This is a genomic window from Methanosarcina sp. UBA5, assembly GCF_002505485.1.
Classification (GTDB): domain Archaea; phylum Halobacteriota; class Methanosarcinia; order Methanosarcinales; family Methanosarcinaceae; genus Methanosarcina.
The window spans coordinates 36,792-60,171 of the sequence record NZ_DAVG01000008.1; the positions used below are offsets into that span (position 1 = coordinate 36,792).

26 protein-coding genes are annotated in these 23,380 nt (G+C 41.5%); 12 read left to right on the forward strand and 14 right to left on the reverse strand.

Annotated features, from left to right (window positions below; all coding sequences use genetic code 11):
- The first annotated feature begins 543 nt into the window (after window positions 1-543).
- Window positions 544-1,344 (forward strand): carbon-nitrogen hydrolase family protein, encoded by an 801-nt coding sequence (locus tag BP621_RS00550; RefSeq protein WP_292387271.1) that lies wholly within the window; start codon window positions 544-546, stop codon window positions 1,342-1,344.
- 157 nt (window positions 1,345-1,501) lie between these two features.
- On the opposite strand, the gene gatB is transcribed toward BP621_RS00550, so the two are convergent.
- The 7 genes from gatB to BP621_RS00585 form a co-directional block, all read right to left on the reverse strand.
- Entirely contained in the window at window positions 1,502-2,989 is a 1,488-nt protein-coding gene (gene gatB / locus BP621_RS00555; protein ID WP_292387176.1) for an Asp-tRNA(Asn)/Glu-tRNA(Gln) amidotransferase subunit GatB, read from the reverse strand.
- Entirely contained in the window at window positions 2,990-4,417 is a 1,428-nt protein-coding gene (gene gatA / locus BP621_RS00560) for an Asp-tRNA(Asn)/Glu-tRNA(Gln) amidotransferase subunit GatA (protein WP_292387179.1), read from the reverse strand.
- A 12-nt stretch (window positions 4,418-4,429) separates the two neighbouring features.
- Window positions 4,430-4,711 (reverse strand): Asp-tRNA(Asn)/Glu-tRNA(Gln) amidotransferase subunit GatC, encoded by a 282-nt coding sequence (gatC, locus tag BP621_RS00565; RefSeq protein WP_292387182.1) that lies wholly within the window; start codon window positions 4,709-4,711, stop codon window positions 4,430-4,432.
- A gap of 976 nt (window positions 4,712-5,687) precedes the next feature.
- Window positions 5,688-6,866 (reverse strand): DNA primase regulatory subunit PriL, encoded by a 1,179-nt coding sequence (gene priL / locus BP621_RS00570; protein ID WP_349682030.1) that lies wholly within the window; start codon window positions 6,864-6,866, stop codon window positions 5,688-5,690.
- Window positions 6,814-7,551, reverse strand: coding sequence for a DNA polymerase sliding clamp (locus BP621_RS00575; RefSeq protein ID WP_292387184.1), 738 nt, complete (start codon window positions 7,549-7,551; stop codon window positions 6,814-6,816). The genes priL and BP621_RS00575 overlap by 53 nt, the downstream gene beginning before the upstream one ends.
- Before the next feature lie 296 nt (window positions 7,552-7,847).
- Window positions 7,848-8,162: a transcription factor S gene (locus BP621_RS00580; RefSeq protein WP_292387187.1), complete on the reverse strand. Its 315-nt coding sequence runs from the start codon at window positions 8,160-8,162 to the stop codon at window positions 7,848-7,850.
- Entirely contained in the window at window positions 8,140-8,556 is a 417-nt protein-coding gene (locus BP621_RS00585) for an NUDIX hydrolase (RefSeq protein ID WP_292387190.1), read from the reverse strand. Before BP621_RS00585 ends, BP621_RS00580 begins: the two co-directional genes overlap by 23 nt.
- Before the next feature lie 678 nt (window positions 8,557-9,234).
- Between BP621_RS00585 and artA the strand changes: the two genes are divergently transcribed.
- Genes artA through BP621_RS00605 form a run of 4 tightly spaced genes read left to right on the forward strand, consistent with a single transcriptional unit; the run spans window position 9,235 to window position 11,949 of the window.
- Window positions 9,235-10,104: an archaeosortase A gene (artA, locus tag BP621_RS00590; protein ID WP_292387193.1), complete on the forward strand. Its 870-nt coding sequence runs from the start codon at window positions 9,235-9,237 to the stop codon at window positions 10,102-10,104.
- 5 nt (window positions 10,105-10,109) lie between these two features.
- On the forward strand, window positions 10,110-10,733 hold the full coding sequence (locus tag BP621_RS00595; RefSeq protein ID WP_292387196.1) for a phosphatidylserine decarboxylase: 624 nt from the start codon (window positions 10,110-10,112) through the stop codon (window positions 10,731-10,733).
- 2 nt (window positions 10,734-10,735) lie between these two features.
- Window positions 10,736-11,527, forward strand: a complete 792-nt coding sequence (locus BP621_RS00600) for an archaetidylserine synthase (protein WP_292387198.1) — start codon at window positions 10,736-10,738, stop codon at window positions 11,525-11,527.
- 53 nt (window positions 11,528-11,580) lie between these two features.
- The gene (locus tag BP621_RS00605; RefSeq protein WP_292387201.1) at window positions 11,581-11,949 is read left to right on the forward strand and encodes a dihydroneopterin aldolase family protein; all 369 of its coding nucleotides are present in this window, start codon (window positions 11,581-11,583) and stop codon (window positions 11,947-11,949) included.
- Window positions 11,950-12,092: 143 nt separating this feature from the next.
- Here BP621_RS00605 and hisC read toward each other — a convergent pair whose 3' ends face one another.
- The 5 genes from hisC to BP621_RS00630 form a co-directional block, all read right to left on the reverse strand.
- Window positions 12,093-13,193: a histidinol-phosphate transaminase gene (hisC, locus tag BP621_RS00610; protein ID WP_292387202.1), complete on the reverse strand. Its 1,101-nt coding sequence runs from the start codon at window positions 13,191-13,193 to the stop codon at window positions 12,093-12,095.
- On the reverse strand, window positions 13,174-14,283 hold the full coding sequence (locus tag BP621_RS00615) for an acetylornithine transaminase (protein WP_292387276.1): 1,110 nt from the start codon (window positions 14,281-14,283) through the stop codon (window positions 13,174-13,176). The genes hisC and BP621_RS00615 overlap by 20 nt, the downstream gene beginning before the upstream one ends.
- Before the next feature lie 292 nt (window positions 14,284-14,575).
- Window positions 14,576-14,701, reverse strand: a complete 126-nt coding sequence (locus BP621_RS00620) for a hypothetical protein (protein WP_292387204.1) — start codon at window positions 14,699-14,701, stop codon at window positions 14,576-14,578.
- 137 nt (window positions 14,702-14,838) lie between these two features.
- Entirely contained in the window at window positions 14,839-16,026 is a 1,188-nt protein-coding gene (locus BP621_RS00625) for a hypothetical protein (RefSeq protein ID WP_292387206.1), read from the reverse strand.
- A 327-nt stretch (window positions 16,027-16,353) separates the two neighbouring features.
- Window positions 16,354-16,836, reverse strand: a complete 483-nt coding sequence (locus BP621_RS00630; RefSeq protein ID WP_292387209.1) for a PUA domain-containing protein — start codon at window positions 16,834-16,836, stop codon at window positions 16,354-16,356.
- A gap of 195 nt (window positions 16,837-17,031) precedes the next feature.
- Here BP621_RS00630 and BP621_RS00635 point away from each other — a divergent pair, with 195 nt between their 5' ends.
- The 5 genes from BP621_RS00635 (at window position 17,032) to BP621_RS00655 (ending at window position 20,377) form a co-directional block, all read left to right on the forward strand.
- A complete protein-coding gene (locus BP621_RS00635) occupies window positions 17,032-17,307 on the forward strand; it encodes a hypothetical protein (protein WP_292387212.1) in 276 nt (91 codons plus the stop codon).
- Between the two features lie 19 nt (window positions 17,308-17,326).
- Entirely contained in the window at window positions 17,327-17,686 is a 360-nt protein-coding gene (locus tag BP621_RS00640; RefSeq protein ID WP_292387215.1) for a hypothetical protein, read from the forward strand.
- Between the two features lie 168 nt (window positions 17,687-17,854).
- Window positions 17,855-18,091, forward strand: coding sequence for a hypothetical protein (locus BP621_RS00645; RefSeq protein WP_292387217.1), 237 nt, complete (start codon window positions 17,855-17,857; stop codon window positions 18,089-18,091).
- 540 nt (window positions 18,092-18,631) lie between these two features.
- On the forward strand, window positions 18,632-19,726 hold the full coding sequence (locus tag BP621_RS00650; RefSeq protein WP_292387220.1) for a hypothetical protein: 1,095 nt from the start codon (window positions 18,632-18,634) through the stop codon (window positions 19,724-19,726).
- An 84-nt stretch (window positions 19,727-19,810) separates the two neighbouring features.
- A complete protein-coding gene (locus BP621_RS00655) occupies window positions 19,811-20,377 on the forward strand; it encodes a hypothetical protein (protein ID WP_292387222.1) in 567 nt (188 codons plus the stop codon).
- A gap of 88 nt (window positions 20,378-20,465) precedes the next feature.
- Here BP621_RS00655 and BP621_RS00660 read toward each other — a convergent pair whose 3' ends face one another.
- Window positions 20,466-20,768 (reverse strand): DUF1894 domain-containing protein, encoded by a 303-nt coding sequence (locus tag BP621_RS00660; protein WP_292387225.1) that lies wholly within the window; start codon window positions 20,766-20,768, stop codon window positions 20,466-20,468.
- A 502-nt stretch (window positions 20,769-21,270) separates the two neighbouring features.
- Between BP621_RS00660 and BP621_RS00665 the strand changes: the two genes are divergently transcribed.
- The gene (locus BP621_RS00665) at window positions 21,271-21,729 is read left to right on the forward strand and encodes a DUF1890 domain-containing protein (protein ID WP_292387227.1); all 459 of its coding nucleotides are present in this window, start codon (window positions 21,271-21,273) and stop codon (window positions 21,727-21,729) included.
- Window positions 21,726-22,118, forward strand: coding sequence for a DUF1894 domain-containing protein (locus tag BP621_RS00670; protein WP_292387230.1), 393 nt, complete (start codon window positions 21,726-21,728; stop codon window positions 22,116-22,118). Before BP621_RS00665 ends, BP621_RS00670 begins: the two co-directional genes overlap by 4 nt.
- 255 nt (window positions 22,119-22,373) lie before the next feature.
- On the opposite strand, the gene purM is transcribed toward BP621_RS00670, so the two are convergent.
- Entirely contained in the window at window positions 22,374-23,375 is a 1,002-nt protein-coding gene (gene purM, locus BP621_RS00675; protein ID WP_292387234.1) for a phosphoribosylformylglycinamidine cyclo-ligase, read from the reverse strand.
- Window positions 23,376-23,380: the final 5 nt, after the last annotated feature.

Here is a 23,380-nt window from a genome sequence, read left to right on the forward strand (position 1 = left end):
AATAACGCCTTAAAAAGTTTCGATCCCCTAATTACCCCTAAAAAGTCTCGATATGTTAAATAGTAAAAAACTCAAAAAAGCCTCCAGCAGAACAACCTTTAAGAATCAAACAAAAATAACTCCCATAACTCAAAAACCTCCAATCCCTGTATAAAACTGTAAAAAGCCGGAAAAGTTGCATTAACATTGATTTCCTCCATAAGCTATTTCACTCAAAAAACGTGGAGGCTTGGTCAGCGAGACCAGAAAAACAGATTGAGTAATTTACTGATGACGTCTGATTGGCCTGTTCTCTTGTGCCTTTTTCTGTTGAAGTCTCTCATAATCTCTTTTTAGCAATCTGTCCTTAGCAATGCGTCACGGCTTAAGGAGAATTGTATAGAACTGAAGTTTACATGCCTATTGTATTTCGCCTGTAAAACTTCATTTGCCTTCTTTTCAAGTTTCTTCCAGCCTGTATCGGAATTTCGATCTAACTGTTAAAATAGAGTAACTTTATGAAGTAAAAAAACTTATACTTCGTGAAAGGAAAGAGTGACAACTATGAAAGCTGCCTGCATCCAGATGAATATCTCCCTTTGCTCAAAACAGAAAAACCTTGAGCGTGCCCTCTCCCTGGCAGAAGACGCGGTTTCGAAAGAAGCTGAATTGCTTGCATTTCCAGAAGTCTTCTCAACTGGTTTTTGTTACGACCATATAGCTGAGGTAGCTGAACCTGCTTCAGGTCCCACCCTGGAGGCTTTATGCGATTTTTCAAATGAACATAGGTGTGTCCTTGCAGGCTCGATGATAGAGCAGAGAGAAGACTCAGAAATCAGTAGTGAAAAGAACATTCCTACTCAGTTCAATCTGGGATTCTGCATTGAATCCGGGAAGCTAGTTGGCATCCATCGAAAAACTCAGCTTTACGGTCTTGAAAAAGAATATTTTGCGCTTGGAGGAGATATACATCCTATTCGGCTGAAGAAGTATGGACTCTCCATGGGACTTATGGTCTGTAATGAACTTCGATATCCGGAAGTTTCCCGAAAACTTGCCCTTGAAGGAGCAGATTTTCTGGTTTCGGCTTCTGACATGCCTGATTTTTATATATATCCCTGGCGCATTATGTCCCTTTCTCGAGCAATTGAAAACCAACTGCTACATATCGCCTGTAACAGAGCGGGAAACGATAGATTCTCAACTTATCCTGGCAGATCTTTTATTGCCGACGGATGGGGTCGGATTCTGGCAGAAGCCGGAAAGGAAGAATGTGTTCTAATCGGGGAAATCGATCTCGAAGAGGTAAAAGAGATCAGGCAAACTGGTTCCATCATCGAAGATCGGAGGCCTGAGATTTATTAATTTAAGATTGAGTTAGATATCAATTTAAAAAAGAACCTGTATTATAAAATTAATTGTAAATCAAGGTTAGAATAGGCCCAAATTATGAAAGCAACTGAATTATTTATTACAAAATCAAAATAAGTTAAAATGTAGTAAAAAGGTGAACCCTGTCGGGTTACCCTTTCAGCTCTTTAATTATCAGTTCGCGTGTAGTTTTTGCGTCTGCCGTACCTTTTGTCTTTTTCATAACCTGTCCCACAAGGAAGTTCAGGGATTTCTCCGTACCTCCAAGATAGTCTTTTACTGCAGCTTCATTTTCGGCGATTGTTTCGGCAATCGCTTTAGTCACCAGGTCATCTTCTGCTTTGAAAAGGCCCTTTTCTTCGATAATCTGGGATGGGGTCTTTTCCTCCGCAGTGTCCAGCATAGTTCGAATGACTTCAACGGCAGCCCGGTCACTGATTTTACTTTCGGCAAAAAGGTTAACTAGTTCTACCATATCTGAAACATTAATGGAATTCTTTATCCTTGGATCTTTTGCATGGATAAAACCTATTTTCTTCCCGTCATATGAAGAGATTTCAAGGTCACGGTAATTTAATTCCCCAAGGAAAACATCAGCTGTCCATGTAGCTGCAATCTTCGGGTCAACTCCTTTTGCACAGACGTCTTCATAGAAATCAGCAAGCATGATCTTTGACGTAAGAGACTTTGCATGCATATCCGTAATTCCATACTGCTCTATGAAACGAGCACGTTTTGCATCCGGAAGTTCAGGCAGAGTCTCTTTAATTGCAGGAATCCAATCGGTAATGCGCATAGGCATGAGATCGGGTTCACGGAAGTAGCGGTAGTCCTCAGCTTCTTCTTTTGTCCTCATCGAGAGCGTTACACCTCGGCCTTCATCGTAATGGCGAGTTTCCTGTAAGATTTTTCCTCCACGCCGGATTACATTCTTCTGGCGCATAATCTCATAGAGAAGAGCTCTTTCAACTCCTTTATGCGAGGAGATGTTCTTAACCTCAACACGGGTACCCCAGTGGACTGAAACATTTGCATCCACACGCATTGCCCCTTCCAGGTTGCCGTCAAAAACATCCAGATACTCAAGGATATTCCTGAATTTGTCAAGGAACCTTCTCGCTTCTTTGGGACTGCGCATATCAGGTTCTGTAACGGTTTCAATCAGAGGTACACCTGATCTGTTATAATCTATAAGTACACCTTTTGACTTCTCTATACTTCCTATATGAACAAGTTTACCGGGATCTTCTTCCATGTGGGCTCTTGTGATCCCTACCGTATGTTCTCCATCTTCTCCTTCAATTACGACTTTTCCATTGCTTACAATTGGGAAATCATACTGCGTAATCTGGAAACCTTTGGGAAGGTCAGGATAAAAGTAGTTCTTTCTGTGGAACTGCGTCTCTTCTGCAATCTTTCCTTCAAGGGCAAGCCCTACTTTAATTGCGGCTTCTACTGCTTTTTTGTTCAACACTGGAAGTGTTCCCGGAAGGCCAAGGCAGATTGGACAGGTGTGAGTATTTGGGGCTGAATTGTGATAGTCTGTAGAGCAACCGCAAAACATCTTGGTTTTAAGCTTGTTAAGCTGAATATGGATCTCAAGCCCGATTCTTACCCCGTCAGGATTTTCATAAACCATTTATGCCACCTCCGGAGGTCTCTTTGTGTGATAGTCAGTATTCTGCTCGAAAGTGTATGCTGCACGCAGCACGGCAGGCTCGTCAAAGGGCTTGCCCATTATCTGAAGTCCTATCGGAAGGCCGTCAGTAAAGCCGCAGGGCACGGAGATTGAGGGCACGCCTGCAAGATTGATCGGGCAGGTATTCACGTCCGAAAGGTAAAGGGTGAGCGGATCTTCGATCTTTTCTCCTATCTTAAAAGCAGGGTTTGGCATAGTTGGAGCCATAAGCACATCAACTTTCGAGAGAGCTCTGTCAAAGTCCTGCTTCACAAGAGTTCTGACCTTCAGGGCTTTTAAATAATACTTGTCGTGATACCCTGCTGAAAGAGCATAGGTTCCAAGGAGAATTCTTCTCTTCACTTCTGCCCCAAAGCCTTCAGCTCGTGTCTTTGAAACCATGGCATGCCAGTTTTCGCCGCTAGCTCTATATCCGTAACGTGTTCCGTCGAATCTTGCAAGGTTTGAGGATGCTTCGCTCATTGCAATTATATAATAAGAAGCAAGGGCATACTTTATGTGAGGCATAGAAACCTCTTCCCAGGAGACTCCTAGATCTTCATATTTATGTATGGCATTCCACACGGCTTTTTCAACATCTGGATGGATGCCTTCCCCGAAAAACTCCTTCGGAACCCCGATTTTAAGCCCTTTTACATCTTCAACAAGAGCTTTCTGGTACTCGGTTTTACTGTCAATTGAAGTGGAATCTCTGCGGTCGTAGCCGGCTATAACATCCATCAGCACTGCAATGTCTGCCACATTGTTTGCAAGAGGACCAACCTGTTCAAGGGAGTTTGCATAAGCCACTACTCCGTACCTTGAAACTGCTCCATATGTTGGTTTAAGCCCAACTACACCACAGAACGCCGCAGGGCAGCGTACAGATCCTCCTGTATCCGAGCCGAGGGCAAAAGGAGCTTCTCCTGCTGCAACGACTGCTGCACTGCCGCCGGAAGATCCACCCGGTACTCTTTCAAGGTCCCAGGGGTTTGCAGTCGGTCCAAAGTAGCTGGTTTCCGTAGAAGAACCCATTGCAAACTCATCCATATTGGTCTTTCCCAAGATTACGGCGCCTGCAGCGAGAAGCTTTTCGATAACATGAGCATTGAATGGAGGGATATAGCTCTCCAGAATTTTCGAACCACAACTGTTTGGCAGTCCGACTACGGAAATATTATCCTTTATTGCAATTGGCACGCCTGCCAGAGGGCCATCGTGCCCCTCGGCGTCAATCTTCTTCGCCTGCTCAAGGGCTTTTTCAGAGACAGTTACATAACCGTTAATTTTGCTCTTTCCTATAGCTTCGAGATACTGAGCTGTCACTTCTTCGGCTGAGCTTTCCTCAATTTTCTCTTTTACCTGTGCAACACTCATCCATTTTGCCATTAAAAATCCTCCTCAGCCTATTTTCGGAACCCTGAAGGCTCCTTCTTGTTTGTGTTCGGTGTTTGCAAGAACAACTTCCTGCGGAAGGCATTCTTCCATCACATCATCCCTGAACACGTTATGAATCTCAGCCACGTGGTAAGTGGGAACTACATCTTCTGTTGGCAGTTCATCAAGCTGTCCAAAGTACCCCAGCACTGAATTAAGTTTTTCCATGTATTCGACAGTTTCCTGTTCGCTGATATCAATGCGAGCAAGCCAGCCGATATGTTCTACATCTTCTTTTGTGATCATGAAAGTTCCTCAAAAATAGAATGATCCTGATAAATTCCGTTGGTTGCTGCATAATACAAATAGGTTAATGGGATAAATATATATTCATCTCCCCTTACGCCCGTTGCCGCCCCCGAGTTCCGCCACCCGAGTCCCATCTCGGGAGGACGGAGCCCTTTTCGCTTCGCTCAAGAGGGCTGAATAAGGGTAAGAAAGGCTATATTTTAAGTCGCTCACGGCCTACCCAAATTTTTTACTGGTCAAACAGAGGATGTGATTACAAACCTTTTGAGAAAAGGATTGACCGAACATGAGGCAATGCTTGAGTTTGAGGACCTTATCCCCAAACCCTATCGGCGTGATCACAACCCTTTTAGAAAAAGGCTTGACCGAAAATGATGCAATGAAAAACTTATCCCGAAAAGCGGCGAGATCAACTGGCGCAACGGTTGCGGGTCAACGTTTGAGGCTCAATGCTTGCGTTCAAGAGGGCAAATTTATGGTCAAGATAAACCGATTTTCAATTTGCTCAGAGGCTGCTTTTCCCTAATTTTGCTTTGGGAGCATTGGGCCTTCTACTGACTTCATTCTATCAACAGGTAGGCTTTTATTAGCTGCCGAATATGTCTCTAAATCGTTAACTATTTTTACAAATAGGATCCAGTGACATTAAAAGCCTCCGATGCAGGATACGAGAAAATTTCAGGAAATGTCATCAAATTTTTAACTCCCACGCGAATTTGATGCTATCCTTAAGGGATATTGATTTTGTGTCAATCAAGTTAATATCTAATATTAAAATAGTATGTTTAATATAAATCTTTTTATAGTTATAACTTCTATAATTATAATAATTCTAATTTTATGCTTTTCATACTTTATGGATTCGTCCATTAAAGGCCATCAGAGCACTAAAGGATATTGAGGAATAAGTGCTGAGGATATTGCTAGTGTTTTAGCGGTTCACCCGGTTATTGTATTCTTTCTTTTTCTTCTTTTACCTTTCCTTCTTTTCTTTCCTTCCCTTTCCCTCTTTTCTTTCTTTCCCTTTCTCCCCTTCCTTTTCTTCTTGTTTTTCCTTTCCTTCTTCCTTCTCTTTTTCCTTTTCCTTCTCTTTATTTTTCAGATATATTTTCTTCTCGTAATACGCCAGAGGATGACTGATTTTTTCACATAACCTATCTTTTCCTATGCAGTTGCCATAGGTTCGCATGGTGTCGCATGCAGGAGGCTTGTATACATTTCCTGTTGCGCCTGCAATATGTTCTATCTGATAAAGGGTTATTTCCGCGTCAAAATCAGGAGAGACATTGAAAAGGTTGAGAATTTCGTCCACTGACATTCCCACGCTGAGCAGGAAGGAAGTCATGGCAAAACGCATAGAGTGGGCGAGGTTTACTCCACCCTGTACGTTTGCAAGGGCATGGGATATGCAGGGAGGAAAGAGTTCGGGTTCCACTTCACCAAAGTCCGTTGTTCCGAATTTTTTCTTGTGGATCTCAAACTTGTCTTTTATTTCGGCAACATAAGGGGTGCAGAAACTCGAAACTTCAGAAGGAATTTTGGGGACTGGAAATGATTTTTCTATCCTTTCTTTGATCGCTTCTTGAAGAAGTCTTACCAAGTCTTTTTTCGCAACTACGACCATTCCGGACCTAAGTTGCCGATTTGTTAATTTCCATATAGGCTCCCTTATTGAAGAGGAGAAGCGTATATAATCTGCAAAATGCATACTGAACTGTAATTCTTCAGCTTCTGCTTGAATCCCAAAGTCTTCCCCAAATTCAAGCAAAAAATCAGTACTTTCTTTTTCGAGCCATTTTGAGGCTGCTTCTGCTTCTTTAAGGGCGTATCGCTTAGTAAATAATTGGTCATCCAAACAAGCAACTAGAATTTGAGCAAAAGGATAAGAGAGAGTTTCGGAAAGAAGCCAGCTTTCATCTTTTATGAGTGGTTTTTCAATCTCTCCTTCGATGGATTGCATTACTCTTTCCATCCCACGAACTCGAGATTTCCGAAGAGCTGAAGAATTAAGCAAACTCTCTAACGAGACTCCAAGGCTTTCTACATAAACAGATACTTCTGAAGCAAATGGGTAAAGAGCGATATGTTCTTCGTCCATTTCAGTCCGACTCAATTCTTGGAGCCAGGAGGTAAGAAATTCTTCCTGCACCATTTGCAATTTCGAAATCTATGAGTATTGGGAAGTCTTTTCCAAGGGAAAGGGTAACTTCATTGATTTTGTTTGTGGGTTTGACTATATCGGTCAGATAATCCAGAGAGAAAAGGGAACAGGCTTCACCTGCCTTCAGATCGATTAGCTGGTCCCTGCCCATCTCCAAACGGACCTTGTCGGTATCGCCTTTTGCTTCCATAAAAAATGTATTGTCTGAAACTCCCATTAGCATATGGTCGCTTATTTTTTCGGCAGCTTTCACAGCACGTCTGAGGTCTGCACCGTTCAGGACGACTTTGGCAGGCAATTCAAGCTGTGGAACTCTTGGTTCTGCCCGAATTGTAGAAGGATCAAGAAGAGAAAGTGTATAAGACAGCCCTCCGACATCAATCAGGAGTTTGTGATTCCCTTCTTCAAGTTCCATCCGGACTGTGTCGTTCTTATCCGCGATTCCCAGCAGGTCCATAATCTTGTTCAGGTCGACTCCTATTTCGCATTCTTCAGCGTTATATTCGTCAAAAGCGGATGATCCAAGCTCAAAAATTCCCATTGCAACATTGGCAGGATCAACAGCTTTTACCGAAATACCTTCCGGTTTTATCTTGAATCTGACTTCATCTACAATTACAGCTAGTGCGGCAACCGCGTCTTTCAGAAGCTCTGCATTAATTGCTGCCTTAAACATATTTCTTCTCCAATAATAAATTTAAATCTAAACTCTTTATTACCCTTGAGATATATAAATTTCTTTACAAATTCCAAAATTCTCGCTCTGTCTAAAGAACAAACTCTCCAAATAAAGTCAAACGGGTTTCTGGAATCGGAAAAACCATTAGATTCAAACTCCCGGCAACTATATAAATCTTGGTCAGAACCAGGATGGCTTCAGACCCTGCTTGAAGCAGAAATGAAGCTGTAGCCTGATAAATCTACTTTTCCGGGAAATGCGCTTTTCAAAGGGAACAAAAGGGGAATTAAATCTCAGTCGTATTCTCTCCAGGTAAACCCGCATTTCGTACATTTGAAGAAGCGGGTTTCGGATTCATCGGCAGATCTCAGCTGTCTGAGCCACCAGGCTGCAGTATTATTTCCACATTCTGGACATTTTGCACTTGTTGTCGGCAGGCCTGAAGTCTGCTCACCTTCCAGAACCACTATCTCATGGTCATCGATCTTGTCTTTGGAGACAAAGCTTTTTTCATCACTTCTTATAGGTATTATGTTTCCGCATTTTCTACACTCGAAATTCCCGTTTTTAGGAAACATCATACTTTTACATTTGGGACAAAACTGCATTAATATCACTTTTTGCATCGTTTATAATTTTATTGTGGTCAAAAGCCAGTTCAGGAACGGAATCAAGATCAAAAAGATCGACGGAATCCGCATCAGACCCAGCTTTCAGCTCTCCAAATCCCTTTGCAAGGTAGCATACTGAAACCGTATGCCCTCTGGGGTCGCGGTTAGGATCGGAATAGACTCCTACAAGTTTGATAAGGTCTACAGAAAGGCCTGTTTCTTCAAAAGCTTCCCTAACTGCTGCTTTTTCTGTACTTTCCCCGATTTCTACGAAGCCGCCAGGAAGGGCAAATTTTCCCTTATAAGGGGGATTTTTTCTCTTCACAAGCACAAGCCTGTTTTTAAAGAGGATTACGGTATCAACGGTTAAACTAGGAGTTTGGGGTTTCATAAAACGCCTTTGCATTTTCTATTCGGGAGATTTCTTTTTCCGCCACCAATCCCTTTCTGAATTAGCTTTTCCGGCAGGGGTGCCAGAATAAAATAATATTAGTATCGGGCATAATGTACAAATTCTTCATCTTATTTCAATTTTGACATTGTAAGTCAAGTAAGCAGAAAAATCCCTTATGCAGTTGCTTCTCTTAAATGTTTCCCTTTTATCGAAACAAAAGTTTTCCTATTCTGAAATCCTTCAATCTCTATATTTTTTATACAAACGAGAACATGTTTGTAACGTTCTGTTTGTAACGTTATTCTTCTATAATAGGAATCTATTATCTTATTTGCTGGCTCAATTACTCTGTATCAGTATCTTAATGGAGGTAGTGTTCTACATCTCTTCATCAATACAGAAAGTATGACGGAGGTAATAATGGAGGTAATAATTCTATATCTCCTGATCAATACGAAAAGTAAAATCCATAAGCTTTGAATTCCTAAATACTAACGACTATAAATAATTGGACTTATTGGAAACTTATATGAAAATCTATTAATTATTTTAGATAAGTTCACTTATCACTTTCCGGAAACTTCATAACTTGCCCGAGGCTTTCTGAGCTTTCAGAAACAAGAAAAATAATATCTATAACTAAACTTTACCTCTGGCAAAAAAGGTGCGTGAAAAATGATAGAAAGTATACTCTGGCTCGCAGTCGGGTTAATGGTTGCGTCATCCGTCATCCCCAGAACCTTAAGGGTTCGTAAACTTGTTGGAGGGATTGGATGGGGTGTATTTTCCATCCACTGGAGTTATCAGCCTCTCCATTATCTCAAAATTATGGACTATGTAAATGTGCTCTTAACAATAGTAGTAACCCTGTTTTGTCTACTTGTAGCGTATATCATGTTTCTGGAGTACAGAAAAGGTCCTCTAAAGATAATGAATAATAGAGAAGTGCTGCATTCAAAGTTTTCAGCTCAGGGTGAGGCTGGTTCCCTTGACATAACCTCGATGCTTACAAGTGCCAGTGCACTCGGAGCTCTTGTTTATTTCCCATTTGCGAATTTCGCCTCTCTGAATACCTGGATTATAGGAGGGGTTACTTCTCAGGTTCTCTGGGTTCTTCAGTATTTCGAGGTTCCTGCGTATATGAAAGCCTGGAATATGATAACACTTAATGGGTACACAGTTGAGATCATTCTCGCCTGTACGGCAATCGAAAGCATTGCTCTCTTTATGGGGCTTATAGGTGCAGTGAGAGCTCCCCTTAACCGCCTAGCTATGGCTTTTATCGTGTCAGTGCCAGTGATTTATATCCTTAATCTTATAAGGGATATTTTTGTGGTAGTTGCTTATGGAGAGCAATGGTTTGGGACTGACAGTTTTATAATTGCGCATAACTACATCGCAAAAGCGGGTTCATGCATTGCCCTCTTTGTAATTTCATATGCAGTACTACGGATTCTGCCCGAACTTTTCGGAATGATTGATGGTCTCTGGGTCATTCTTTCTAAAGAACTGAAATCTCTTCTGCGCAGGTCCGAGGGGGATTAAGGTCAATGCTTGCAAAAGGCTCGGAACCCTGGCTTTTTACAGCTGCGCTTGTTACTGCACTGTTTGCAATCCTTTCCAGGGCAATGAACAGCTCCCATTTAAGCCACGCTGCTTACATAGCAATGGCACTGACTTTCTTTATGGTTCTTTTTTTTAGAGACCCCGAAAGAAAGGTTGAAGTTTCTGACACTTATATGATCTCCCCGGCCGACGGCACTGTCATAGATATTCGAGGCCGGAAAATCTGTATTTTCATGTTTCTCCAGAACGTACATGTAAATAGAGCTCCGATTTCGGGAAAGATTAAGGAAATAACTTACAAGAAGGGTGGATATCTTCCTGCTTACTGGAAAGACTCTGAAAGAAATGAGAGAAATGAGTTTATTATTCACAGCAAGTATGGGGATGTTAGTGTCACGCAGATTGCAGGCACAATTGCCAGAAGGATTGTCTCTTATTCTCAAGTAAATGATATGATCGAGCAGGGACAGCGAATTGGAATGATTCGCTTCGGATCAAGGGTTGATGTAACGATCCCTCATGACTTTGAAATTACAGTACGGAAAGGGGAACGGGTACTTGCAGGCAAGACTATTATAGCAACAATAAAAAATGATAGGGATTTTTGAACATGAACGTATTTCAAATGTTAAGACTCCCGGACCTGGTCTCTCTTTTGAACCTTATCTGCGGAATCAGCTCAATTGCAGTAGCTGCTCAGGCTACAGTCCAGGCCGCCATATTTCAAACTGCGGCGATCCATAATGGATTTGTCCTGGCTTTGATCTTGCTTCTTATTGCAGCAATTGCAGACGGGGCGGATGGGTATGTTGCCAGGCGATTTAAAGGAGGAGAACTTGGGGAACAACTTGATTCCCTGGCAGATGCAGTTTCTTTCGGGGTGGCTCCTGCTCTTCTCATATACTTGCAGTTCGGGCAAATAAATCCTCTTGTTGGAGATCCAGACCCTCTTGTTGCTGTATTTCCGGTTTTTTATGCTATCTGTGGTGTGCTCAGGCTCGCACGCTTCAATTCCGTAGCTTCCAGTAAAACGGGATTTGAAGGCCTTCCAATAACTGCAGGCTGTGTTATGCTTGTTACATACATGTTGCTGAGCGAAAGTCTTGTCAAGATAGACTTCCTTTTAGCGCTTACTCTGGGTTTATCTATTCTGATGGTAAGTTCGGTAAATTACCCGAAGATCAAGAACGTCAAGATTCTCGCTTTTATAGCTGCTGTTTTCGGGATAACTATGATTCTCTACTTGTATAATATCGAATATATGAGAATTTTCTCGACCCTGCCTTTTATCCTGATGTTGACGTACATCTTTTCTCCTTTTTTCAAGGTTCCTATATTAAGTAATCTGGGTAGTAAGGAATATCGAAATAAAGAACTGAGAGCTAGGAAAGAAAAACAGTAAAACCAATTTGTCTGAGGCATAAGTTAACGAATTCCCAGAAGGAAGTGATTTGTTTGGTCCAAGAAAAAGCAACTGACAGAGATAATGCACTCTTTGAGGCAGGGATAAAACTCGGAGCCCTTTACCATCAATTTACGGGGTCTCCTGTAAATTTGAATACAGTTTCAAGCCTTGAGCAGGCTATCCAGGAAAGCATTTCAGTCCAACCATATGTGGGGGAAATTTCCGTAAAAATCGACAGGAATATGTTGAAAAGCAAGCTGAACGACGAATTCGGTTATTCTGAACTTCAGGGACCTATGCTTAAAGTAAAAATCACTGTAAGATACGGCTCCTCAAGGGTAAAAGTCGGAATGGAATACGACCCTGAACTGAATTACCCACTAATGGAAATTCTGGAAATAGAAGAGACAAACGTCTGAAGTAAATAGCCTCTAAACAGAGTTAAAGTAAAAATTGAATTTAACATAAAAACAGGGTTAAAGTAAAAATAGAACTTAACATAAAAAACAGAGTTAAAGTAAAATTGAAAAGTAATGAATTGAAAAGTAGAGAACTGAGGCTCTTAAACCTCATTCTTTACAATTTCAAAAGCCCTGATAACTTTTTCGTTCTGTTTCGGAGTCCCGGCTGTTACCCTTATTAGAGTTTCTCCAGCCTCCCTGAAGGAATCACAGGAACGTACAATAATTCCTTTTTTCATGAGGCTCTGTGTAACGGTTTTTGCTTTCAAAGGGGTAACATCCACAAGCACGAAGTTTGCCTGGGAAGGATAAACTTTAAAAGGAATTTTTTCTTTCAGATATTCTCTGCCCTTTCTTGCAATTTCTATGCTCTTTTTGCGGTGTTCGGTGTCCGAAAGAGCAGCAATTCCTGCTTTTAAAGCCGGAAGACTTACTGAAAATGGAGTCGCTGCTCTTATGTACTCTTTTGCCAGCCACTCGGGCATGATTCCGTAGCCCAGGCGCAGGCCTGCAAGTCCGAATACCTTGGAAAAGGTTCTGCCCACAACAAGGTTATCATATTCCCTTACAAGCTCTGCAAGGTTCCTGTCCGCAAACTCGACATATGCCTCGTCAACGAACACAAGAGCCCTGGTATTTTCAAGGATTTTCCTCAGATCATTTTCGGGAAGGAGATTGCCTGAGGGGTTATTGGGAGAGCAGAGAAAGATTATCTTTGTCCTGCTGGACGTGGCTTCCAGAAGCTTTTCAAGATCTATCGAGAAGTCATGGTTTCTTCTGACAAATACCGGCTTTCCTCCGCATGCCCGTGCCGGAAGTTCGTAATAGGCAAAAGTAGGAGTAGGGACTATGACTTCGTCTCCTTTTTCAATAATCAGCCTGCAAAGCCCGTCAAGAAGCCCATCCATTCCTGGTCCTGAGGCTATGAGGTTTGAAACCGGAAATCCTGTATATTTTGAGAGAGCCTCCCTGAGTTCTATCGCATCTGCTGAGGGGTAAATGTTTGCGAAAGGAGCGGCGTCCACCAGGGCCTGAACAGCCTTTGGAGAAGGTCCAAGCGGGTTTTCGTTTGAGCCGAGTTTGATGATTGAAGCTGGATCAAGCCCGTAGGCAGAAGCTATTTCTTCAATGGATTTCCCGGGAACGTACTCTGCGATATCAAAGATTTCTTTTTTTATCAGTTCAGGCCTGCTCAAGAACATCAACTACCGTATCAATTTGTTCTTTCGTAATCACAAGCGGAGGAACCAGACGGAGCACCGAGTCGGAGGTGCAATTTAAGAGCACTCCATATTCCCTTGCAAAGTCCACAAATTTGCTGCAGGGATGTTTTATCTCGACTCCTATCATGAGCCCTTTCCCACGGACTTCTACAACATCTTCCCTTTCCATATTCCTGAGCTTTCCCATGAAATAAGCCCCGTTTTCTTTTGAGCGCTTAAGGAGTCCTTCCTCCTTAATTACCTCAATCGAAGCAAGTGCAGCTGCACAGGCAAGCGGTCCGCCTCCAAAGGTAGAAGCATGCTGCCCGCGCCCAAAGCTGAGTCCATCCCTGGCTGCGATAGCTCCCATTGGAAATCCTCCACCTATTGCTTTTGCCATGCTCATGATATCGGGTTCTACGCCAAACTGGTCTTTACAGAACCATGTGCCTGTCCTTCCAAAACCTGTCTGCACCTCGTCAAATATAAGAAAAGTTCCGGTTTCATCACAGATTTCCCTTACTTCTTTAAGGTATTCGGGGTCCGGGATATTAACCCCGCCTTCTCCCTGAATGGGCTCAAGGATCACTGCTGCCGTGTTTTCCGAAATAGCCTGCCTGATAGCATCAGCATCGGAGTACGGGACAAAAGTAGTCTCGGAACTCACAGGGGGCATGAAAGGATCCCTGTACATGCTCTTGTGGGTTACACTGAGTGACCCTATTGTCCTGCCGTGAAAAGAGTGTTCAGCAGCTATAAAGGAGCTTTTTCCGGAGGTCAGACGGGCCAGTTTCATTGCAGCCTCCACGGCTTCGGCTCCTGAGTTACAGAAAAAAACGCGTTCCATTCCAGTAACCGATACCAGGGCTTCTGCAAGTTCGGCCTGAATTTCAGTGTAATAGAGGTTAGAAACGTGTATCAGTTTCTCAGCTTGGGCTTGGATCGCCCTGACAACAGCTGGGTGGCAGTGCCCAACATTGTTTACTGCAATTCCTGCCACACAGTCAATATACTCTTTTCCGTAAATATCCCGGACAACCGCTCCCTTTCCTTCTGAAAGTACAAGGGGCTGACGCCCATAGGTCTGCATTACGTATTTTGAATCTTTTTCTATAATTGAATCGTATTTTGCCTGTAGATTCTCAGGCTCTGTAACCTGTAGATTTTCAGGCTCTGTAAAATTCTCTGTCAATTGGATCCCTTCATGAAATTTGTTCCTTTAAACCGGTCGGAAAGTTTTACGAGTAAAGTCTGGAGTATTTTGAATTAAATTCTGGGCATTTTGAGCTATATCTGGAGACCGAATAGCTCAAAATGAATGTATTATTAAGATATTAAGATTTTTGAGAGTATTTTCCCTTGAGGGTTCAAAAAGTTTACAGTCAAATTTCAGAGTCGAGTTCTGCTCTGTCATCTCCGAAACCCAGATAATTCCCTGATTCCCTATGAATGTTACTGCTCCTTCTCAAAAAAGAAATTTTTTCCGCAATTCTTTCTCCACGAAGCATTAGCTAACACCCACATGGATAAGATTTGCTATATCTTGGACGAAAATTCAAAGGAAGGCTCTATTCAGGGGAAATTTCGGATTTTCCTGGGCGTCAGAGGCATACGATGGACTCAAGCCGGATTAATCACTCTCAGATTACTCTCCATACTTCTGCTCCTTTCTGTAAGTTCTGGTTCCTGTGAAGCGTCTGGTTCTTTCTAGGGCCCGGGTTCTGGCAGTTTTTCTTTTTCTACCAGGCACAAAAATATTCCTGGCTTTCGAACTCAGCTTGATAGGTAAATCGATTTCCACCACATTCAGGGTTTTTACTGGTTCATCCGGAGGCTCTTTTCCGGTTTTATCCTGAGGTTTATTTTTGGGTTCACCCTGAGGTTCATTTTCAGGCAACTCATGAGTTTCTCTAATAATTAATTTCCCTAAAGCATTGACTTCTGCAAGAACAGGCTTTTCTGCAGCATCCCGTAAGAAAGATACCCCTGAAGGTGCTTTTATTGTGCTGTCTACCCTTGCGTTTTCGTATAGTAAGACCGAGTTGGCTTTTATTCCCCCGAAAACTCGACTGTTCCTGCCAATCTGCACATCTCCTTTTGAATAAAGATTGCCATAGACAGTGCTATTTTCACCAATGAAGATCTTGTCCTCTGAGTAAATGCTTCCCTTGAGGGTCAGTTTTTCCCCTGTAGTGACAGCCTGTGCCCGAATATTTCCTGTTAACAGGCAGTTGTTCCCAATAACGGCTTCCCCGGCAACCTCAATAGTTTCATGGGAAAGCTTTGCGCCGGCTGGTATAATCAGTACTTTTTCAGCGGGTTCTTTTCCTTCAAAGCTCTGTATGTCCTCAGAATCATCAAAAAGTTCTTCGACGGCTTTTTCAATTTCCTCGCCTTTGCCTAGACGCATCATTTCCTTTATGTAAAGAAATAGAAAGATAATTACAGGGATTGGATTCCTCACTACTATCCATCCCTTGGCTTCGAATCCTCCCCGGATTTTAACTTCTTTTCCTACGTCTAGGTCTCCCTGTACGAGCAGTTTCCCGTCAATGGTTACAAATTCTCCCAGGTAGGCGTTTCCGCCGACCTCTACCCTGTTCCCCAGTTTTGACCACATGTCAATTCTTATATCGTTACTTGCCGCGATATCCCCGGAGACAGCCACTCCTTCTCCCATAATAACAGTATCGCCAATTATGCTGTATTCAATATTAGAGTGATTGCCAACAATAACGTCTCCCTCGACTGTAATCCTGTTTGCTTTGATTCTGGTATTATCTGGAACCAGGAAGTTTTTTAGAATCTCTTCTGACTCTGAAATATTGCTCACTCTCCGGGAAACTGTTATTTCTTGGACTTTATTTCTTGAAATTTTTACTTCTTTAACGTGTGGATTTCAGGTTGAAGCTGCGCTTTTAAAATCCGTTTTTTCTAAATGGTATTCATTCAAAATTACTATCTATGATATATTCTTATTCATTTTATCCGTTCATTATAAGAATATTTGAGCAATAAAAGTAGCGTTTTATATCATATTTAACTATATGTAAATTTGTGTAAAATTTAAAAAGCTTCTATATTCAACATAAAATTTAACACTTATTTCTCTTTTCCGGGGTTTCTTTCACATCTCTATATATTTTTTAAGGCTCTGGGTTCACTTTTCTTTTTTCGAAACCACTCCTGCTCTTACATCCACGGCTGCACCACTGTTAAAAGCCAGGATCTCTGCGGGAGACAGAAGCAGTTGCCCTGTTGCAAGCAGTCTGTCAGTCTCATCTGTCACGAGTACTTCTTCTCCGGCCCTCAATTCAGGATCAATTTCAACTACATGTTTTATGAACGCGGTTTTACCTTTCTCCACAAAAGGAGCAGCTTCCTCTGAGATAACGACCCTGAGTTTCTTTCCTGGCAAAAGCCTGTGGACGATAGAAGCTCCTTCAATACTGAGGGTAAAAAAGCCATCCTTTGCTCTTGCTGTAGCCATACGTTTTCCAGAGTGTAAGATCTGACGTACCCTTTTTGTCCTGGATAACTGGAATGTTGAGCCGTCAGGAAAAAGTTCTTTTCCGATGCCTTTCCCAAACTGATAGTCTGCTATCATGCGGACTCTCGCAAGCCTTTCGGTGTCAGAATTCATGAGAGTACGTAATATATGCAGACCTTAAAGCCGTTCCGGTTATCCGGATTTTCCAGAGCCGTACTGCAGGAAAGTGATACCAATTTATATTCTTCAAAGGAAATAATAACGTACTTATATTTGATACCTTTTAAGCAAGGTCTGTAAGATAAATTCTTGAGTGAACGCATTTTAAAAAACAAATTGAGGGTCGTGTTGATTCGAAAAAACGTTTTCCTTGATGAAACTCACCTTCAGAAGCTTCAGCCCCTTCTGGAAAAGCATAAAGGGAATTTAAGCGCGGCAGTAAGGGAAATTATTGATCTGTCCAGTCCTGACCTTGAAAGCCATGGAACTCCTGAGGAAATCGCTGAGAAATTGAAAAAAGAGAGGAAATTTCCCGGGACGAAGGAAGAACTTCTCAGCAGCGAAGAACCCGTGATTATGAACAAGCAGATGATGAAGTGGCTTGTAAGAAGCTGTTGCTGGTAAGCTTCTGGATGAAGACGTCTTGCATGAGCTGATCAACCCTTACATCACTACGCTTCCCGAATTGAAAGACCATCTTAATTGTTGCAGTAAAAGGATGGGCTGGAATATTGAGGTTTCTGGCTCGGATAGCGAAGAGCCTGAAAACGGGCCTACAATTATGGATTTTGCTGGTGGAGACCGGGATTTTTGTGAGTTTCTTGTAGAGGCGGTTTGCATTTTTCTCTCACGCTGGATGAACCTGGACGTAGAGGCATTGCATAGGAAGTCTAATTCAATTACGGTCTACCTGAGAAATTTTGTCAGACATGATCCGGAGGAGACAGCCCCTGGAGCCAGGAAATATTTCGGTTCCAGAGATCTTCTCTACACAGAATTTTGATATTTCTTTTGTCCATCGCAAATCCAGTTCTATCCTGATTTTCTTAAGGAATATAACTCTGATACTGAAATTCCTCCCGGGATCATGAAAAATTTTGGAACCCTGGATTACGCGTTTAAATAAATCAAAAGCAGGCCCGATTTCTGGACCACTCTTCTGGAACGGTATATGCTTCACAGATACGAGAGAATAAACCTCAATAAGGACGTATTTGAAGTTTTCCTCTCAGGTGGAGTTCCAGATATAACAAGATTTTTTGAAGCCTTTGCAGGTAAACCTATTCAGGAGATCCCTCTCTCCGAGCTGTTTGTTATCTGTGAAAAAGTAATTTCAGTCACTCAGTTCGTAAGTAAGATTGAAAGGACCAGTAAGGGCGGGGAAATGAATTTAAAAATCAGATGCTAGTTTTCCGACGAAAAGTTTATTCTCAAATTGGTTGAACTCTCCTCAAAAGTTTCCGGGTCGCAGGCTACGCCTTCGAGGTCAGAACCAAATCAAATCTTATTATCTTTGAGTTTGCAAGATTGTGTTAATACGCACTCTCGATTACCCAATCATTCTCCTTAAAATCTTTGAACTCAGATTTATCCTATTTTCAGATTTATATTCATTTTTGATCTATAACTATTTCAGATTTATTTCCATTTTAGATCTATCTACATTTTAAATTTATCACATAATATAAATTTTTACGTTCTTATCTTTCCATTTGAGTTTCTCGTCTTTTTTCCTCTAGTTTTACTTTTCGCTCAAGTACAATCGTTTTTTCCTTCAAACCCTCTAAATTTATATGTTTTGACATACATTTTTTTTGCTCGCAATTCTAGCAAAAATATTAAGAAGTAGAAGCAACAATCTATTATCGGGTTTACGAAAATGAAAATATGCGTATGTCAAGAACTTTGAGCTGCTTACAGTCTCAAGAAGGCAGGAGAGGGAATCCGCTTGATAGTCCGAAAAAATATCTCTATTGACCAGTGTTATGTGGATAAATTAAAGCCCTTTCTGGAAAAAAATAACGGAAACTTAAGTGCGGCAATAAGGGATGCTATCGAAACTGCCTCTCTCGCTCTGGCTGGAAAAACTGGTGAAAACGGAGAAAAAGTTTCAAGTCAGGTCTCACAGAATGCAGAATTTCGTAATGGATTGATTGAGGAAGAAGAATTCTTGCTTGTTCATCATACTCTGTTTGAATGGCTTATTAAAAACACTTCCGGGTTACTGATCGACGAATCAACTGTATATGAAATAATTAACCCTTATAAAATTAAACGAATTCCTGAGATTGTCAGTTATACAAACTCGCTTAATGAGAAAATGGGCTGGAAAATCAAGGTTGGTGCAGAGTACAGTCAGGGTCCTGAGCCTGAAACTGCAAGTCTTACTCTCTCAAACGGGAATTCCTGCTTCAGGGAAATTATGGCCCATAGCCTGGCTCTTTATCTGGCAAAACAGATGAAAATGGATGTTCAGGGTCTATTCTGCAAATCAAACGTAACAAAGGTCTACTTTAAAAGGTTCGAATTTCTTGATTTTCAAAAAGTTCCTAAAGGGCTTGAGGAACACTTTGGGTATATGGAAAGTACTTTCCGGGAAATTCAAAAAAAGCCGGAATTCTGGAAGAATCTTATCAAGACCTACAGGCAGCAGAATTACCAGCGGCTTAGCATGCAAAGAAAGACTTTCGAGGCTTTTGTTTCAGGAGATCTTCCATCCGTGGCTGAAATGAGAAGAAATTTTGAGTTGATTACAGGCAGACCCCCTGCAGCTTTCACCCTCACTGAGCATATAATGATTTTCAAAGAAATTTACCTGACGGACAATATAGGAAGTGAAATTGAAATTTGCACGGAAAAGGGCAGAGAATATGTAAAACTTCTTCATGACTATTCTGACAGAAAAGTATGTGAATCCATTACAAAATATTATTCCAATATTTTCAAGTCAATTAACTATCCTTTTAAAGTCACTACCAGCCCCCATATGATCCTTTTTGAGTTCGGGAAAAACCTTGGTTCAACCGATTTTTCTCTGAAATAACGAATCTCGAGCTCTCACTTTCTCGATTCTCTGATATTCAGTAAGATAGATAAATTCATATGTAGGGGTTTCCTATCCTTTTTCATGAGTGACGTAATTTTGCTCTGGGATTGCCCTCTTCTCTTTGAAAAACTGTTTGTGGAATATGGGCTTGAATGCACTCGTGCGCTCTCAACGTCTCTTGGTACTCCTTATCTTCCTGCCTGCAAAGTTCTGATCTTGCCTACAGGTTTTGCAAATAAACAGTACACGAAAACGGGTGCAGGACTTGAACGCGGCAAACTCTCTCTTGAAAAGTTTGTGACAAAAGGGGGGACTCTTCTTGTTTTCAGTCCTCTTGTCCCGAAATACGAATATGAGTGGCTTCCTTTTTCTCTAAAATACGTAATGGAAGAAAACCCATGCACACCTCAGCCTGTGGGTAAGCATGAAGCCCAGAAGCTTGTGGAGAATATTGTTCCTCCTGTAGGATGTGACGGTTATTTCTTAGAAACCGATGCTGATGTGGTATTAAAGGATGGCAGGGACAGGCCCATAATGGTCGTAAAAGAAATTGGAGAAGGCATGATCGTCGCAACCACAGTACATGAACTGCCTGGGGCTGAGTTTTTTGAGTGCAGGACTGCATGTACGAGAAAGATAAAGATCTGAAAAGGAAATTATACTAAAGCCAGAAATAAGCACCAAAACACTTTTAAAAAAATCGATAGCCACAAACGGCAAGAGCGTTTATTAATTCTCATTTAATTCTTTTTACATTTTTGTCCTTTTTATATTCGTCCCTAAGCTTTTTTATTTCTTCTATTTCGTTTTCCAGTTTGAGCACAAAGAAACCTAAGCAACACTTTGTGTATCGAAATATAATATCGTTACCTGAAAAACCAACCGGAGAAGTTATGCCAAGCAAGGTGATGCCCTTTACCTTATACCCGCCAGGTACCAGGTATACATCCTCAGAATGCCCTTTAATATAATCTTCGCATTCCTTGAGAGTTATATTTTTCAGGAGAATCTCATACCTGTATTCTCTTAAGCACGCCATTTTTGTACCTTTTATGTTTTTTCTATATATCAGCTCTAAGTATTCTAATAACCATTAATTCTTGATCGACTGCTAATTAAATTTAAATTAAAATCTGAGAAAATAATATATTAGACATTTCATTCTGAAAAAGCAGCAGAAGGTTCTATATAATTCTTTAATTTTATCCTGATATTTGCCACCGCGACTTTGATTTCCGTTTTCTGGGGCACGTGCACTGAATAAAAGTTGAACTTCGATAAAGTTCAACTTGAAAGTTAAGTAGTTTTAAGTCTGGTGTCAACAATTTAATATATAAACTATTAATAAAATAATAATGGTTAAGCTAGACTTAGAAAATTGAAACATGGCTACATAGGTGATACGCTGAATCCAATATGCTGAAATTCAAACGTTTTTCTGGTTTCAAGAATTCCCACAGAAATCTGAATTGCAAAAATTGAAGTTCAGGATTAACCTATACTCTATTCTTACAGATAAAATACCTCAGAGATGAAATGTTATGACCGGCGCAAAAGTGCTCCTCATGATGGGATGTCCAGAGATTCCGATTCAAACCAGCATTGCATTATATCTTTCCCATAAGCTGACAAATTTAGGGTTTGATGTAACCGTTGCCGGAACAACTGCCGCAAGCAAACTTTTGAAAGTATCTGATTCCGATGGATATTATGTAAAAAAGCTGGTAGATCTCGATAAAACCATAGTGGATATTATTGAAAAAAGAGCGGATTTCGACATTTGCTTCGCCTTTATGCATAACGATGCCGGAATGACTTATGCAACGACTATGAGCTCCATTTCTCAGGCCAGGATGTATTCTATAGTCTTTGGCAGGAACGCCGAGACTCTGGCAGAAACTATAGAGTTCGACTGTGAAAAGATTGTCGCACAGGACGTTCACAACCCTGTTCGTCTCAAAAACAAGCTGGATAAGGTGATGGAGGAGATCGTCATATGAGCTGTATTGAGCAAATGAAGTACACAATTCACCTGCAAAGGATAAGCTTCAAAGAGGCCAGAGAATATATTGAGAAAAACTCGGACGAGGTTTACTACGTATCTCCCGGATACAAAATCTTCAAAGATTACTATATAATAGGAATACCGCCCATAGCTGTCGGGGCTAAAGGCAATTCTCTAATTTTTCCCTATACAAAACCCTGCTATGGAAGCTTTGTCCTGAGCATAGACAACGAAGACAGCATAAAAGAGATTGATCGGCTCAGGCAGACGGGCAAAGGAAAGGCAACGACTTCAGTGAAGAAAGGTAAATCTTCTGAAAGTTCCAGGGCACCTTTAGCCAGCTATGAGGATATGTGGAAAAACAAATCTGAAAAGTTGACATGACAGGATTAAAGAGAAATCTCAACACTAAGGAAGAGAAGGCCCCAACACCAAAGAGAGAATATCTCTAGTACTGCGACTCCGAAGTAGGTTCATAAAACTTAACTTTTGAATAGATCCGAAGATCATGGATTATTCCAGAAAATAAGGAATTAATTTTGGAATCGAAGCACTAGAGGAAGAAAAATTTTACTCTTCCTCTAAATTGATTTTCAAAATCAAACCATATATAAACTTTTGTACAGGGTTCTGTACCTTTTACTCTATTACCAGATCTCTGACCCTGATCCCGCTTTCTACAATTTTCCCTACGATTTTTCCACCGGTAATTTCTGCAGCTTTTGCAGCATCTTTTTCCGGCAAAATGACAAGGAAGCCCATACCCATATTGAAGGTTCTGTACATTTCAATATCATCGACTCCCCCTTCTTTTTGAAGGAATTTGAAAATTTCCTGGGGCTCAAGGGGATCGTAAAAATCAAAGCCGAGTTTTGTCACTCTTCTCAGTTTCAAAAGTCCGCTGCCTGTTATGTGGGCAAGCCCATGGACTTCACACGCCTTCAGCACATCAAGAATCTCAATATAAATTCTTGTTGGAGTCAGGAGTTCGTCTCCGATCGTTTTTGAATTGTCATAGGGACAGGGATCATGGTAAGAGTATTTGGATTCCTCAATAATTTTTCTTACAAGGGTATAGCCGTTGCTGTGAACGCCTGTGCTTGGAACACCTACAATCACGTCGCCTACCCTTACTTTCTCTCCCTCGACAATCTGATCTTTCCTGACAATTCCAAGGCATGTACCTGCAAGGTCAAAACCTTTAATTATTTCGGGCAGGGTTGCGGTTTCTCCACCAACAATGGACATTCTGGATATTTCCGCGCCCTTTACCAGCCCTTCTCCTATCTGGGCGGCAAAGCCTTCTTCGTGCTTTTCCAGGGCAAGATAATCTACAAAGGCTATGGGTTCGGCTCCTATGGCCAGAAGGTCATTCACATTCATTGCGATACAGTCTATGCCTACGGTGTTCCACCGTTGCATTTCGTTTGCAATAAGAACTTTTGAGCCTACCCCATCCGTTGTCAGGGCAAGGGCATATTCTCCAAAGTCCAGAAGCCCTGCATAGTGCCCTATTCCTGTGAGGGGTGCTCCTATACCCTTTCGAACATAGCTGAGTTTTTCGATAAGGGTTTTGACGGTTTTCTCTTCCTTTGTAATATCTACGCCTGAATCCGCGTAAGTTAAGTGCTTTTCGCTCATTTTTG